This window comes from Dietzia sp. IBK-p2-16D, from assembly GCF_057773085.1.
In genome coordinates, this window is sequence record NZ_JBYMTL010000002.1 from 424917 (window position 1) to 439880 (window position 14964).

The following is a 14964-nucleotide window of genomic DNA, read 5'->3' on the forward strand; positions in this document are numbered from 1 at the left end:
TGAGGGTCATGCCGCCACCACCCGGAACGTCCGGCTGTGCCATCCGGTGGCGCCGCTCGGGACGGGGGCCCGGCGTTCCTCGGGCTGCACCCGGCCGGTCGAGTCCGTCGCCCGGACGTGGAGGGTGTGCAGGCCGGGTTCGGCGTCCCAGGTCCACGACCACATCCGCCAGGTGTCGGCCGAGTACTCCTCTGCCAGACGGGCATCGCGCCACGGGCCGTCGTCGACCCGGACCTCGACCCGCTCGACGCCACGACGCTGTGCCCACGCGGTGCCCGCCACCACGACCGGTCCGGGCGGCAACTCGGCGAGCGGCGCGGGGCGGTCGATGCGGCTGGCCGTCCGGATCGGGCCCTTCTCGGCCCAGCCACGGTCCGTCCAGTACGCACTGGCCCGGTCGAAGCGCGTGACCTCCCAGTCCACGACCCACTTGGTCGCCGAGACGTACCCGTAGAGCCCGGGGACGATCTGCCGGACCGGGTACCCGTGTTCGAAGGGCAGCGGTTCACCGTTCATCCCCACCGCCAACAGGGCGTCACGCCCGTCGGTCAGGGCGTCCAGAGGGGTGCCGGCGGTCCAACCGTCGACTGACGTCGACAGCAGCATGTCGGCCCCGGGCAGCGGCCCGGCCTCGGCCAGCAGGTCAGCGATGGAGAAACCGGTCCAGCTCGCGGTACCGACCAGGTCGCCCCCGACCTCGTTGGACACGCAGGTCATGGTGACGATCCGCTCCCGGGCCTCGCGCTCGACCAGCGACTGCCAGTCGAGCTCGATCTCGCGCTCCACCATCCCGTGGATGCGCAGCCGCCAGTCGGAGGTGCTCAGCGAGGGGACACGCAGCGCGGTGTCGATGCGGTAGAACTCGTCGTTGTCGGTGAGGAACGGGGTCACGCCGGGCACGTCCGGAGCGACTCCCGGCGGGACGGCCGGTGCCGCGTTGCGGGCGAGGACACGGGGGAGGCGAAGCCCTGTCCGCTCGGCCACCGCCTCGGCGGCGCGGCGGGTCAGGGCGATCCCCGTGGTCCCGGCCGCCACCATGACGGCAGCGGCGGACCCGGCCAGGATGAGGAAGCGTCGGCGGTCGGGGCCACGCCGCGTCCCCGTCCCCCGGGCGGCGTCCTCATCCGCCGCGGGGAACAGGGCGCCGATCATCGCCCGCAGCGCGAGGACGGCGACGACGGTGCCGGCCACCGTCGGGAGCGCCCACAGCGGTCCCGCTGTCGGCCGGGACACCGCCGCGACGGTCCCGATGAGTCCGAAGAGGACGAGCACGATCGTGCCGGCGGGACGCCCCCGGCGCTCGACGAGGCCCACCACCACGCCCGTCACGACGAGGATCGCGGCCAGCCCGGCCATGAGCGCGGGCTTGTCAGCGGTGCCGAGGGCGTCGATGGTCACCTCGCGCACGGCCGCCGGCGCGCGGTCGACCACAGAGTCGGCCACCGCGAGGAACGGTGACGACCCGGGGGCCACGACTCCGGCGACGGCATGACCCACCGCGACGGCGAGGCCGGTGGCGAGGAGGCCCGCTCCGGCTCTGGCCGCGTGGCGCGATCGGGGTTGTGGAGTGTTCACGTCCTTGATTCGGAGCCGGTGCCCGATCGGACGGCCCGGCGGGTCTGCACGGTCAGTATCTGTGCCCGCGAGACGCCATCGTGACGGGCGGCGGCAGACGGCTGCGGCCGGCGGCTCGAAAAAAATTCCGGGCCGGACCCATCCGGATCGCGGGGTGCGGCGAAGCACTGGTGACCCACCGCACAGAGCCCCACACCACAGGGGCTCCACCGAAAGGACAGCACAATGGGCATCACGATCTCCCGCCGCGTCGCCTCGATCGCCGCAGCCGCCGCGGTCTCCGGACTCGTCCTCGCCGGCTGCTCGACCGATGACGGAAGCGACACCGAGACCACCGCCGAGGGCACCGCCAGCTCCATGATGAGCACCACCGCCTCCTCCGAGACCTCGTCCATGGCGGCCGAGCCGGCCGGCATGCTCGTCGGCCCCGGTTGCGCGGACTACGCCGAGGCCAACCCGGAGGGCCCGGGCTCGGTCGACGGCATGGCGATGGAGCCGGTCGCCACGGCCGCCTCCAACAACCCGCTCCTGACGACCCTCACCGCCGCCGTGTCCGGCGGGGTCAACCCGGACGTCAACCTCGTCGACACCCTCAACAACGGCGAGTACACCGTCTTCGCCCCCGTCGATGACGCGTTCGCGCAGATCGACGACGCGACCATGGAGGCGCTCAAGACCGACGCCGACCTGCTCACCGGCATCCTGACCTACCACGTCGTGGAGGGCCAGATCACGCCCGACGAGATCGCCGGGATGCAGACCACGCTCAACGGTGCTGACGTCGACGTGACCGGTTCCGGGGACGAGCTCATGGTCAACGGTGCCAACGTGGTCTGCGGTGGCGTCGAGACCGCCAACGCCACCGTCTACCTCATCGACCAGGTCCTCATCCCCGAGGAGTGATCTGATCGATCGCCGCGGACGGGTGCCCTGAACTCCCGCCCATCCGGTGAGGTCGACGAGACGAGACGAGGCCCGGGCCGACGCGAGAGCGCCGGCCCGGGCCTCGTCGTATGGCGGCCCGGGCCTTGAGGGCTGCCCGTCCGGGCCGCAGCGAGTTCTGGCCGCCGCGGGGTCAGAACCAGTCGTCGCGCATGTCCAAGGTCGTCCGGTCCGCCGCGGCCAGCAGGTCGAACTTCGCGTCCACGATCGGCAGTTCGCGGCGCAGGAAGTACTCCGCGGCCTTGAGCTTGCCCGAGGCGAAGGCGTCGTCCTCGTCACCGGTGCGCGCGCCCAGTGCCATCACCTGCTCGACCCAGATCCAGGCGATCACCACGTGCCCCGCGGCCTCGAGGTATTCGGACGCGTCGGCGAGGAACGCCACCGGATACGTGGCGCCCACCTCCGCGAGCATGGTGGTGACCTCGATGAGGCGGGTGACACGCGGACGTAGTGCGGCGGCCATGTCCGCGGCGGGCCCGCCCGCCGCGGCGGCCCGGTCACACGCCTGAGTGATGCGTCCGGTGAGCGCGGCCAGCCCGGCGCCGCCGCCGGCCATGACCTTGCGTCCCAGCAGGTCCTGGCCCTGGATGCCGTGCGTGCCCTCGTGGATCGGGTTGAGACGGTTGTCGCGGTAGTGCTGTTCCACGTCGTAGTCGATGGTGTACCCGGCCCCGCCGAGCACCTGCACCGCGAGCTCGTTGGCCTTGAGGCACCACTGCGAGGGCCACGACTTGGCGATCGGGGTGAGGACGTCGAGCAGCATCTTCGCGGCCGCCGACTCCTCCGGGGATCCGGTCTTCTCGTCGTCGACCAGTCGCGCGCAGTACAGCCCCAGGGCGAGGGCGCCCTCCACGTACGATTTCTGCGCCAGCAGCATGCGGCGCACGTCCGCGTGGCCGGTGAGCATGACCTGTGGCGACGACGGGTCCGCCCCGACCTGCCGGCCCTGGGGCCGGTTCCGGGCGTAGTCCAGCGACTTGAGGTACCCGGTGTAGCCGATGGCGGTCGCGCCGAGGCCCACGCCGAGGCGGGCCTCGTTCATCATGGTGAACATCTTCTTGAGGCCGGTGTTCTCCTCGCCGACGAGGTACCCGACCGCGCCCGCCCGTCCGCCGGGCGTGTGCATGCCCTGGCCGAGCGTGGGCATGGTGTTGACCGTGCCGCGGAAGCCCATCTTGTGGTTGAGGCCGGTGATGACGATGTCGTTGCGCTCGCCGATCGTGCCGTCGTCGGAGACCAGGAACTTCGGCACCACGAACAGGCTGATGCCGCGGGTGCCCGCGGGGGACCCGGGGACCTTCGCCAGGACCAGGTGCACGATGTTCTCGGCCATCTGGTGCTCGCCGCCGGAGATCCACATCTTCTGTCCGAACAGTCGGTACGTGCCGTCGGGCTGCGGCTCGGCCCTGGTGGTGATGTCGGCGAGGTTGGACCCGGCCTGCGGCTCGGACAGGCACATCGTCCCGGTGAAGCGGCCCTCGATCATCGGCTTGACGTACCGCTCGATCTGCTCGTCGGAGCCGTGTTCGATGAGCAGGTTCGCGTTGCCGGTGGTGAGCAGCGGGTAGGCCGCGGTGGAGATGTTCGCGGCGTAGAACCAGGCCATGCACGCCAGGTAGGCGGTGTAGGGCAGCTGCATCCCGCCGACCCGCTCGTCCATCGCCGCGCCCACGAGGTCGGCCTCGGCGAACTTCGCCAGCGCCTCGCCGATCTCGGGGATGAGTTCCACCTCCTCGCCGACCAACCGGGGCTCGGTGAGGTCGGCCTTGCGGAAGTGGGGCGCGAAGTACTTCTCGGCCAGCTCGGCGGACAGGTCCACCACGGAGTCGATCGTCTCGCGCGAGTGCTCCGCGTACCGCTCCCGGTCGCACAGTTCGGCCACGCGGAGCCAGTCGTGCAGGAGGAAGTCGAGGTCGGCGCGGGAAAGCAGGTGCGAGGGGGTCATGCCCCGCAGGGTACTAGCGCGCGCCGCTCCCGGTGTTCACGCGCCCGTCGCGCCCGTCCCGCCGGTGGCGCGGGCGAACTTCTGGCCCATCCCGAGCATGGTCTTGGCGTAGGCGGCGGGCAGGAACCGCTTGGCGCGGTAGGACTTCCGGGCGTCGGGGTCGGGGAGGATGAGGAACTGCTTGGCGTCCAGGCCCGTCATCACCTCGGCGGCGATCTCGTCGGCGCCCCGCTCGGAACGATCGATGAGCTTGCTCGCGAACCCGCTGGCGGCGGGGTCGGAGGCGTTGAGGCTCGAGGCGAGGTTGGTGCGGAAGAAGGACGGGCACAGCACCGACACGTCCACGCCGAACGGCTCGAGTTCCCACCGCAGGCTCTCGGAGATCGCCACGACCGCCGCCTTGACCGCCGTGTAGGAGGACATGGTGGGCGGGTGGACGAGACCGGCGAGCGAGGCGGTGTTCACCAGGTGCCCGCTGCCCTGCGTCTTGAACATCGGGACGAAGGTGCGGCATCCTCGGGCGACGCCGAGCAGGTTGATGTCGACGATCTGCCGCCAGTCGTCCTCGGTGAGCATCTCGATGCGGCCGCCCTGGGCGATGCCGGCGTTGTTGACCAGCACGTCCAGGCCGCCCCAGATCTTCTCGACCTCGGCGCGGGCGGCCTGCCACTCGTCCTCCGAGCGCACGTCGAGCCGCAGGTAGTGGGCGTCGGCGGGCACGGAGTCGGGGCGGTCGTCGGTGGGGGCGAGGTCGGCGACGATCACCCGGTCACCGCGCTCGAGGAACGCCGTCGCCAGGGCCAGGCCGAGGCCGGAGGCGCCTCCGGTGACCAGGACGCGTCGGTGGGTGTCGGCGGGGGACGGCGACGACGACGCGAACGGCAGCCGGTCCAGGCCGGGCAGCGGCAGGGCCGACAGGGGGAGATCGGGCAGGGTGACCTTGGGCAGGCGCATGTGCTGAAACTACCGAGCGGCCAGCGGTGCCGGTTGTCCGACACCCCCGAGGAAGTCGGCGGCCATCTCCACCGCCGGGCCGGAGGAGTCGGCGCCCTCGATGAGAACCGCCACCGCGATGTCCCCTGTGAAGCCCACGAACCAGCCGTGCGATGGCCCGCTGCCCACCTCGGCGGTGCCGGTCTTGCCGCCGAGTCCGGGCACGGACCTCGCGGCCGTCGCGGTGCCCGACTGCACGGTCTGCACCATGTAGCGGCGCAGGGTGTCGACCACGGCCGGGTCGAGCGGCTCAGGGGAGTCGTCGGCGACCGCGGGCATCCCGTCGATGAGCTGCGGCAGGATCATCCGGCCTCCGTTCGCGAGCGAGGCCGTCATCACCGCCATGCCGAACGGGCTGGCCAGTACCTCGCCCTGCCCGATCGACGCCTCGACCCGACCCGGGCCCTGCTCGGTGACGGGCACCTCACCGGTGTAGGTGCTCAGTCCCGGGGTGAAGAACCCGACGCCGAGGCCCAGCCTGGCGGCGGTGTCCTTCATCGCCCCGGGTTCCAGGCGGTCGCTGATGACGGCCTGGGTGGTGTTGCACGAGCGGGCGAAGGCCGTCTCCATGGGGACGGGGCCCAGCTCGAAGTCGTCGTCGTTGGGGATCGTCCGGCCCGAGACGGTGACCGACGCCGGGCACGGCACGATCTCGTCCGGGCCCACGACCCCGGCGGAGAGCGCGGCGGCGGTGGTGACCACCTTGAACGTGGACCCCGGCGGGAAGCGGCCCTCGAGGGACACCGGTCCCTGCCGGTCGGCGGCGGAGTTCTGGGCCACCGCCAGTACGCCGCCGGTCGAGGGCTGGATCGCCACGATCGACGCGGCCAACCCGCTGCCGTCGACGGCCCGCTGCGCCTCGCGTTGCATCGAGATCTGGACCGTCGAGACCAGGTCGTCGACGTCCCCGGCCGGGGCGCCGCCGAGCTCGATCGGCTCGGCGCCGGGGTTGACGATCTGCGCCGACCAGCCACCCTCCGCCTGCAGCGCCTCGGTCCAGGCGTTCGGCAGGCCGTCGAGAGCGGGGGAGTCCAGGTCGCGGTCGGTGCGGATGAGCTGGCCCTGCTCGGGCAGGCTCACACCGGGTACCGCGGCGAGCTGGTCGCGGATCGGGTCGGCGTCCGCCGGGCGCAGCGCCACGACCTGGTACGGCTGGTCGCCGGCCTCGGCCATCCCGTCTCGGATCGTCTGCCCGGTGATCGTCGGTGCGGCCCCGCTCACCAGTGCGGCGACAGCATCCGCCGAGCCGACCGCGTCCGGTGCGAGCGTCACCGCCGTGACGGGCGTCCACTGCATGAGCGGCTCGCCGGTCCGGTCGACGATGTCGGTGTCCCAGTCGAGTTCCTCGGCGAACGTGAGCCGACCCCCCTCCGCCAGCCGGGTGTCGAGCACCGTCGGCGCCCACTGCACCTTCCACTGGTCGCCCACCTCGGTCGTCCGCACCTCGCCGCGGGTGGTCACGCTGCGCGTGCCGGCGTCGGCCGGCTCGTCCCGGTCGCCACCGGCGGTGCCCATGTCCCACGTGATCTCCACCGTCACAGGGTCGCGGTCGGGACGCCCGTCGTCGCCGGTGGTGGCCGCGGAGATCCCGGGCAGCCCCATCCCCTCGACGCTCGCGATGATGGTCTCCTCCGCGGCGGCCGGGTCGGTGGTCAGCGCGGCCGCGGCCGCCACGTCGCCGCGGGTGAGTGCGGCCAGGAACTGGTCCACCTCGTCGGCACCGGTGTCACCGGTGAGGGCGGCGCACCCCGACCCCACCACGACGACGGCGAGGGCCGCCGCCACGAGGCCTCCGGCGCGACGATTCCGGCGCCGGGATGTGCGGATCCCGCGATGGGGCCGCAGTGGGCGGGGAGACGGCTGACGGAGGGGCGTGGGCGTCATCTCTCAACGAAACCAGATCCCTGGCCCGGGCGCACAGGGAGCGCTCCGGGTCCGCCCACACGCACTGTCCCGGGCCCGGTCACGGTGGCGACGACCCGCCCGGGCCGTAGGCTCGGGGCCGTGAAACCCGACCGCCCCGGGCCCGCCCCGGTACCCGCCGGACGCACGGGAGCGTCGCCGATCACCACCGGGCTCGCGCGCGTGCTCGACGACCTCGTCCGCATCCCCGGCACCCGCCACCGCGTGGGTCTGGACCCGGTGATCGGGCTGGTCCCGGTGGTCGGCGACGCGGTGGGCACGGTGTTCGCGGCGGCCGTGTTCGCCGAGGCGGTGCGCAACAGGGTGCCCGTGCGGATCCTCTTCCGGATGGGCTGGAACTACCTGGTCGACGCGGCGCTCGGGCTGATCCCCTTCGTCGGGGACGTGGCCGACGCCGCCCACAAGGCCACGTCCAAGAACCTGCGGCTGGTCGACCGCACCATCGCCGACGGCAAGCGCGTCGACGCCGACGCCCGCGGTTACCTGCTGCGGGCGGTCGGCGCCGTCGGACTCATGCTCCTCATGCTGCTCGGAATGGCCGGCCTGGCGTTGTGGGGCCTGATCCGGCTCATCGGAGTGATCTGACCCGGGCCTGATCTGCCCTGCGTCGATCTACCCTGCGCCGATTCACCCTGCGCCGATCTACCCCGAGGCGACGGGCAGGAGGCGCCGGACGACGTCGTCCAGGGTGAGGACGCCGCGGACCTCGGAGACGTGGGTCCCCGGGTGCCCGCCGGATTGCTCGACGACGACGAGGTGGGCCCGTGCATCGCGCATCCGGCGGAACGCTTCGGCGACCGTCAGATCGTGCTCGAGCGACAGGCTCGACCGCATGAGTTCCCGGGCGGTGGCCGGCCCCTCCACGTCGATGGCATCCCGCGCGTGGACCACGCCGACCGCGGTCTCGTTCTCGAGGACCAGCAGCCGCAGGTGGCCCGTGCGGCGGGCGGTGTCGCGGATCTCCTCCGGGGTGGCGTCCACGCCGACCGAGGACATCTCCTCCGGCCTGGCGGGCGTGTCGACCCCGCGCTCCCCGAGCAGGTCGCCCACGGTGAGTTCCTGGAGCTCGAGAGCGCTGAGCAGCTGGCGCTGATGGGTGTCGTCGAGGGTCCCCGCCTCGCCGGAGTGTCGGACGAGCTCGCGCAACGAGTCGGCGTCCTGACCTGCGGAGACCTCGTCCCGCGACTCCACCCCCAGCCGGTGCAGGATGGAGTTGGCCATGGCGTTGAGGGCGACCAGCAGCGGCCGGGTGATCCACAGGAACGCCCGCATCGGCAGCGCCAACAGGGTGGCCGAGTACTCGGGATGCGTGATCGACCACGACTTCGGGGCCATCTCGCCCACCACGAGGTGCAGGAACGTCACGATGATCAGCGCGAGGATGAACGCGATGACGTCGGCGGTCCACAGCGGCAGGCCCCAGCCGGAGAAGACCGGGGTGAGCCAGTGGTGCAGGGCCGGCTTGGTGATCGAACCCAGCGCCAGCGCGCAGAGCGTGATGCCCAGCTGCGCTCCTGCCAGCAGGAGGGTGAGTTCGGAGGCGTTGCGCAGGGCCGCCCTGGCGGCCCTGCTGGTGGCGGCGGCGTCCTCCAGGCGGTGGCGCCGCGCGGAGATGAGGGAGAACTCGACGGCCACGAAGAACGCGGACGCGGCGATGAGCAGGACGGTCGCGGCCAGGACCACCCAGGGATTGCTCATGAGTCCTGACTGGGCCTCGGCGGCGAGCAGGGTCGTGGTGGGGGTCATCGAGTGGCCTCCTCGACCACGATGTGCAGCTCGGCGGGGACGCGGCGCTCGACACGGCGGACCTCGGTCCGCAGGATGCGGTCGGCCGAGACCTCCTCCAGGATGTCGGTGTCCGGTAGCGGGATGTCGACCCGGTCGCCGACGTCCGGCAGATCACCGAGCGTCTCGACGACCAATCCGCCGAGGGTCTCGGCGTCGACCTCCGGGAGCGTGATGTCCAGCAGGCGCTCGACCTCGTCCAGGTGGGTGTCGCCGCCCAGCACCCAACCCAGCCCCTCGCTGATCGGGACGTCGGCGGCGGCCTGCGGGTCGTGCTCGTCGGCGATCTCCCCGACGATCTCCTCGGCCATGTCCTCCATGGTCACGACCCCGGCGAACCCGCCGTACTCGTCGACGACCACGGCCATCTCGGCCTTCTGTTCGCTCAGCCGGGCGGCCACCTCGGGCAGCGGCAGGGACGTGGGCACGACGATCGGGGCCCGCATGACCTCCGACACCAGGGTCAGGGAGGTGTCGCGATCGTCGTCGCACATCACCAGCAGGTCGTGCAGGTCGACGATCCCGATGACGTCATCGGAGTCCTCGCCGACCACGGGGTAGCGGGTGTGGCCGGTGGCCATCTTCGACAGCACGTCCGGGACGGAGTCCTCGCCGCGCACCACGTCGGTACGGGAGCGCGGGATCATCGCGTGCTCGGCCGGCTGCCCGGGGAAGTCGAGCATGCGGTCCAACAGGCGGCTGAGCTCGGGGGAGAGCTCGCCGGTCTCGCTGGACTCGTGGACGATGTGCTCGAGGTCGCGGGCGGTGGCGGAGTGTTCCTTGTCGTGCACCGGTTCGATGCCGACGGCCCGGAGCAGGGCCTCGGACGCCTTGTCGAACAGGCCGATGAGCCAGCCGAACAGGGCCAGGTAGACCGTGGTCGATCGTGCCAGCCAGCGGGCGACGGGCTCCGGCTTGGCGATCGCCAGGTTCTTGGGCACGAGCTCGCCGAAGAGCATCTGAACAATGGTCGAGAACAGCAGGGCCAGGACCGTGCCGACGCCCACGCCGATGGCCTGGGGCACCGAGGCCAGGCCGAGCAGCTCGCCCAGCGCCCGTCCGATGAGCGGTTCGGCGACGTAACCGACGATCAGGGTGGTGACGGTGATGCCCAGCTGCGCGCCGGACAACATGAACGAGGTCCGTTTGGTGACCCCGAGGACGCGGTCGGCGACGGGGTCGCCCTTCTCCGCAGCAGCCCCCATCCGCGAACGATCAACGGCCATGAAGGCGAATTCCTGCGCCACGAAATAACCCGTGAGCGCGGTGATGGCCAGGACGACGATGATGCCGACCAGGAGTGAGAGCGCGATGCTCATCCGGTGTCCCCCCTTCGATGAAGGGGGCTGATAGATCGGGCCGGGGTGTCGGCTCGGCTCACTGGAGGTGCTCCTGCGCTTCTCGATTGTGCCCGGAGCCGGTCGCCCGGGCTGATCTCTCCGATTCTCCCGCTCGCCGCGCCAGTTGTCGACTCCCACCCCTGGCGGTCTGCCCGGGCGGCACGGTTTTGTCTCTCCGGAAAGGAGGAGTATCACTGACTGACATGACAACTCGGAATGCCGAGGTGGCTCTCGCCGATTCGGACCGCAGGTTCTTCGGCCACCCACTCGGATTGGCGAACCTGTCGGGGATCGAACTGTGGGAGCGGTTCAGTTTCTACGGCATGCAGGGCCTGTTGGCCTACTACATTTACTACGCGGTCGGTGACGGCGGACTCGGCTACTCCGAACAGATCGCCACCTCGATCGTCGGCGCGTACGGCGGTCTGGTCTACGCGTCCGCCATCCTGGGCGGGTGGGTTTCCGACCGCCTCTTCGGTGCCGAACGCACGCTGTTCGGGGCGGCCGTGATGATCATGCTCGGTCACCTGTCGCTGGCGCTCGTCCCGGGTCCGTTCGGCCTGGGCGTCGGCCTGATCTTCGTCGGCGTGGGCGCCGGCACCCTCAAGGCCACCACCTCCACGGTGGTCGGCGACATGTACCGCCGGACCGACGACCGGCGGGACGCCGCGTTCTCGATCTACTACATGGCGGTCAACATCGGCGGTCTGACCGGCCCGTTGGTCACCGGGGCCCTGTGGGACACCCGGGGCTTCCACTGGGGCTTCGGTGCCGCGGCCGCGGGCATGTTCGTCGGGCTCGTCCAGTACGTCCTCATGCGCGGTTCCACGCTCCGGGGCATCGGTGCGACCGCCCCCGACCCGCTGCCGCGCCCGCAGCGCGTGCGTTACCTGGTGATCGGGCTCGTCGTCGTCGCGGCCGTCGCAGTGGCGTTCGGCACCGGGTTGGTCCCGTTGGAGTGGCTGGCCAACATCGTCACCGCCGTCGCCGCGATCGGCGCGGTGGCACTGTTCGCGCTGCTCATCGGCAGCGCCAAGACGCTGCCCGACGAGCGTCGTCGGGTGATCTCCTTCATCCCGATGTTCGTGGCGTCGGTGGCGTTCTGGGCACTGTTCCAGCAGCAGTTCACGGTAATCGCGATCTATTCGGACCAGCGGCTGGACCGCAATCTGGGCGGGTGGGAGATGCCGGCGAGCTGGGTGCAGTCCATCAACCCGCTGTTCATCATCATCTTCGCGGCCGTGTTCGCGGCGATGTGGGTCAAGCTCGGTGACCGTCAGCCGTCCAGCCCGATGAAGTTCGCGCTGGCGAACCTCATCATGGGCGTGGCCTACCTGGTCTTCCTGTTCTTCGTGGGCAGTGCCGCGACCCCGTTGCTGGGCATCGTCGGCATCCTGTTCCTGTTCACGATGGCCGAGCTGCTTCTGTCGCCGGTCGGTCAGTCCCTGGCCACCAAGCTGGCGCCCGAGGCGTTCAAGACGCAGATGGTCGCGCTGTTCTTCCTCACCGTCTCGATCGGCAGCGCGCTGTCCGGCGTGCTCGCCGGGTACTACGACCCCACCGACGCCGGAGCCGAGCGCTCCTACTTCCTCATCCTGGGCATCGCCTCGATCGTGGTGGCGGCCGTGGTGGCCGCACTCGCGCCATGGATCAGGAAGAACATGATGGGCGTTCGCTGACCTGGCCCCAGACAACAAGAGACAAGAAGATCCGCTATCCGGATTCCGGATCGGCTACTCCATTCGGGAGCGCCGATCAGGAGTCCGGATAGCGGATTTCGTAGGCCGCGTGGGATGCGTAGGCCGCGTGGGCCGCGTGGGGGGATGTCAGTCGGCGGAGCCGGACTGCCAGACCTCCCACGGAACGGACCAGTCACCGTTCTGCCAGACCTCGAGTTGCGGCCCGCCGGTGCCCTTCACCTCGACGACGTCACCGGTCACGGCCTGGTCGAAATACCACTTCGCGTCCGCGGGGGAGAGGTTGAGGCACCCGTGCGAGGTGTTGGTGTTGCCCTGCGCCCACATGGACGATTCGAGCGCGTGGAAGTAGATGCCGTCGTTCGTCAGGCGCACGCCGTGGTCGACGGTCACCTTGTACCCGGCGGACAGCGGAAGGCCGTAGGTCGAGGAATCCATCACCACGGAGCTGGCCTTGTCCAACACGGTGTAGTTCCCGGGCTGGGTCCAGAAATGCATGGTCACGTTGCCGTAGGTGGCCCATCCGCCCTTGCCCATCGAGGTGGGCATGACCTTGACGGGCTTCTGGTTGTGGAACACCGTGACGGTCTTGGTGGTGTCATCGGCGATCGCCACGCGACGGTCGCCGATCGTGAAGTCGGCCTCCGTGCTCGCGCCACCCCACTGGCCACCGCCGAGGTCGCGGCCCTCGACGTCGAGTGCGACCCGGACGCGCGTCCCGGGCTCGTAGTAGTCGCGGGGCCGCCAGTGCGCGGTCGAGTCGTTCAGCCAGAACCAGTTCCCCTCGACCGCGGGGGTCGTCGTGACCTTCATGTACTTCTCAGCCTCGGCGCGATCGCTGATCGGTTGGTCGAACCGGGCCGCGACGATGATGCCGACGCCGTACTCCCGGTCCGACTCGAGGGCGGCCCCACCGGTGGTGACGAGGCTGGGCGTGACGACGGCCTGCGGGCTGGCCATGGTGAACGTGCGGGTGTCGGTCCTGCTGCCGCCCACCGGTCCCTCGTAGGTGATCTCGAGCGTGTAGGTACGCCCGTATCCCAGGGTGACGGACGGTTCCCAGTGCGACCCGTCGCGGGCGAGCTCGCCCTCGATCTCCTTCCCGGCATCGTTGGTGAGCAGGGCGTTCGTGATGGTCCCGTTCTCCACCGTGGCCCGGACACCGTCCACCACGGCGACCTCCGTCGCCCCGTCGGCCGGGGTCACCTCCAGCGTGGCGGGGGCGGGTACCCGGGACGCCGGCGTCGTGGGGGTCGTCTCCCCGGCGGAGCCGCTGGGCACGGGGACGGTGCATCCGGCGACGACGAGAATCAGGGCGAGAAGTGCGGCGATCAGGGCGAGGGGGCCCGGTACCGCCGAACGCGGGAAGGTTCCAGACCTGGGCAGCGACATGCAGAACTCCGAAAGAACGAGCGTGGGGGCGCCGGTGAGTCCCGGCTTATGTCCACATGATGCACTCCGGGTCTGACACGGGGCCAATCGGAAACGCCACGCAGCCCCAGTCGTTGTGGAGTTGTGATCGCCGGGAGGGCCCCGCCAGACACCCGGTGTGACCTCCGTCTCGCTGGCGTCGTCCTGCGTGAGCGGAGGCGCCACCGGTGCCGGACGCGTACAACGGACACATGAGTATCGACAAACCAGTGACCATCATCGGCGGCCACGGCAAGGTCGGCCTCCGTGCCGCCAAGATCCTCTCCGGGGCGGGGGCCGAGGTGTTCTCGGTGATCCGGAACCCCGACCACGCCGACGAGATCCGCGCTGCGGGCGCGACCCCGGTCGTCGCGGACGTGGAGTCGCTCGACGTCGACGGTCTCCGCGAGGTCGTGCGGGGTAGCGGCGCCGTGGTCTGGTCCGCCGGGGCCGGCGGCGGGAACCCCGACCGTACCTACGCGGTGGACCGCGACGCCGCGATCCGCTCGGTGGACGCGAGCGTCGCCGAGGGCGTCGAGCGGTACGTGATGGTCTCCTACGACGGCGCCGGTCCCGAGCACGGCGTCCCGGAGGACAACGCCTTCTTCCCGTACGCCGAGGCCAAGGCCGCCGCGGACGCCCACCTGCGCGACGCCGACCTGGGGTGGACCATCCTCGGGCCGGGCGCACTGACCGACGAGCCCGGTGGCGAGAGCATCGGGGTGGGCGAGGACAAGCGCGATGACCGCGCGACCAGCAGGGACTCGGTGGCCGCTGTCATCGCGGCGGTCCTGCGCCGCCCGGACACCGCCCGACGCACCATCGAGTTCTCGGACGGTGAGATCCCCGTCGGTGAGGCGCTGACGAGGGAGTGATCAGCAGGGTTATCCTCTCCGCGTGAGGATCCTCGTGGGCGGCTCGTGGATCACGGTGCTCTGTGCACTGCTCACGGCCCTGTGGAGCGTTCCGCAGTATCTGCTCGACGGGACGGTCACTCTCAGTTCGCACCCGATGTTCGTGGTGTTGTTCCTCTTCCCGTCCCAGATCGGCGTGCCGGTGTGCCTGCTGGTGGCCCTCAGTTCTCTGTTGATGGCATTCCGCCGGCAGCTCACCACCAACCCGCGGCGGTTCCTGGCGGGCGGGCAACTGATCACGGTCGTCCTGCTGGGGATCTGCGCCGCCCTCCTCATCTCGCCCACGACGTTCGGTCGGGAATTCATCGTCATGGCGCTGGCCTTCCAGATCGGCCAGGTGGTCGTGGCCCTGGGACTGACCCTGCACCTGCTCCGGCGTCGGCGACACCAGCGCGAGGCGGAGGGCGCGCGTACGCGGTGACGGGCTGACACTATGGACG

At 70.8% G+C, this 14964-nt stretch carries 12 protein-coding genes; 5 read left to right on the forward strand and 7 right to left on the reverse strand.

Annotated features, from left to right (window positions below; genetic code table 11):
• Positions 1–6: 6 nt before the first annotated feature.
• On the reverse strand, positions 7–1575 hold the full coding sequence (locus AC3DE3_RS06375; protein WP_488369388.1) for a molybdopterin-dependent oxidoreductase: 1569 nt from the start codon (positions 1573–1575) through the stop codon (positions 7–9).
• 225 nt (positions 1576–1800) lie between these two features.
• Between AC3DE3_RS06375 and AC3DE3_RS06380 the strand changes: the two genes are divergently transcribed.
• Positions 1801–2478 carry a fasciclin domain-containing protein gene (locus AC3DE3_RS06380; RefSeq protein ID WP_260485793.1) on the forward strand — a complete coding sequence of 226 codons (678 nt, stop codon included), beginning with the start codon at positions 1801–1803 and terminating at the stop codon, positions 2476–2478.
• Between the two features lie 172 nt (positions 2479–2650).
• Here the strand turns inward: AC3DE3_RS06380 and AC3DE3_RS06385 are convergent, their stop codons facing one another.
• From AC3DE3_RS06385 to AC3DE3_RS06395, 3 genes are read right to left on the reverse strand one after another with little or no spacing between them, the layout of a single operon-like run.
• Positions 2651–4462, reverse strand: coding sequence for an acyl-CoA dehydrogenase (locus AC3DE3_RS06385; RefSeq protein WP_488369389.1), 1812 nt, complete (start codon positions 4460–4462; stop codon positions 2651–2653).
• A gap of 36 nt (positions 4463–4498) precedes the next feature.
• Complete coding sequence (locus tag AC3DE3_RS06390; protein WP_260485791.1) at positions 4499–5416, reverse strand: SDR family NAD(P)-dependent oxidoreductase; 918 nt, start codon at positions 5414–5416, stop codon at positions 4499–4501.
• Positions 5417–5425: 9 nt separating this feature from the next.
• Entirely contained in the window at positions 5426–7240 is a 1815-nt protein-coding gene (locus tag AC3DE3_RS06395; RefSeq protein WP_488369390.1) for a penicillin-binding transpeptidase domain-containing protein, read from the reverse strand.
• 219 nt (positions 7241–7459) lie between these two features.
• Between AC3DE3_RS06395 and AC3DE3_RS06400 the strand changes: the two genes are divergently transcribed.
• Positions 7460–7963, forward strand: a complete 504-nt coding sequence (locus AC3DE3_RS06400) for a DUF4112 domain-containing protein (RefSeq protein ID WP_260485789.1) — start codon at positions 7460–7462, stop codon at positions 7961–7963.
• 57 nt (positions 7964–8020) lie between these two features.
• Here the strand turns inward: AC3DE3_RS06400 and AC3DE3_RS06405 are convergent, their stop codons facing one another.
• On the reverse strand, positions 8021–9124 hold the full coding sequence (locus AC3DE3_RS06405; protein WP_260485788.1) for a hemolysin family protein: 1104 nt from the start codon (positions 9122–9124) through the stop codon (positions 8021–8023).
• The gene (locus AC3DE3_RS06410; RefSeq protein ID WP_488369391.1) at positions 9121–10482 is read right to left on the reverse strand and encodes a hemolysin family protein; all 1362 of its coding nucleotides are present in this window, start codon (positions 10480–10482) and stop codon (positions 9121–9123) included. The genes AC3DE3_RS06405 and AC3DE3_RS06410 overlap by 4 nt, the downstream gene beginning before the upstream one ends.
• Before the next feature lie 224 nt (positions 10483–10706).
• Between AC3DE3_RS06410 and AC3DE3_RS06415 the strand changes: the two genes are divergently transcribed.
• Positions 10707–12182 carry a peptide MFS transporter gene (locus AC3DE3_RS06415; RefSeq protein WP_260489106.1) on the forward strand — a complete coding sequence of 492 codons (1476 nt, stop codon included), beginning with the start codon at positions 10707–10709 and terminating at the stop codon, positions 12180–12182.
• A gap of 147 nt (positions 12183–12329) precedes the next feature.
• Here the strand turns inward: AC3DE3_RS06415 and AC3DE3_RS06420 are convergent, their stop codons facing one another.
• Positions 12330–13592: a L,D-transpeptidase gene (locus AC3DE3_RS06420; protein WP_488369392.1), complete on the reverse strand. Its 1263-nt coding sequence runs from the start codon at positions 13590–13592 to the stop codon at positions 12330–12332.
• 230 nt (positions 13593–13822) lie between these two features.
• Between AC3DE3_RS06420 and AC3DE3_RS06425 the strand changes: the two genes are divergently transcribed.
• Positions 13823–14485: an NAD(P)H-binding protein gene (locus tag AC3DE3_RS06425; RefSeq protein ID WP_488369393.1), complete on the forward strand. Its 663-nt coding sequence runs from the start codon at positions 13823–13825 to the stop codon at positions 14483–14485.
• 22 nt (positions 14486–14507) lie between these two features.
• On the forward strand, positions 14508–14945 hold the full coding sequence (locus AC3DE3_RS06430) for a hypothetical protein (RefSeq protein WP_260489103.1): 438 nt from the start codon (positions 14508–14510) through the stop codon (positions 14943–14945).
• The last annotated feature ends 19 nt before the right edge of the window (positions 14946–14964 follow it).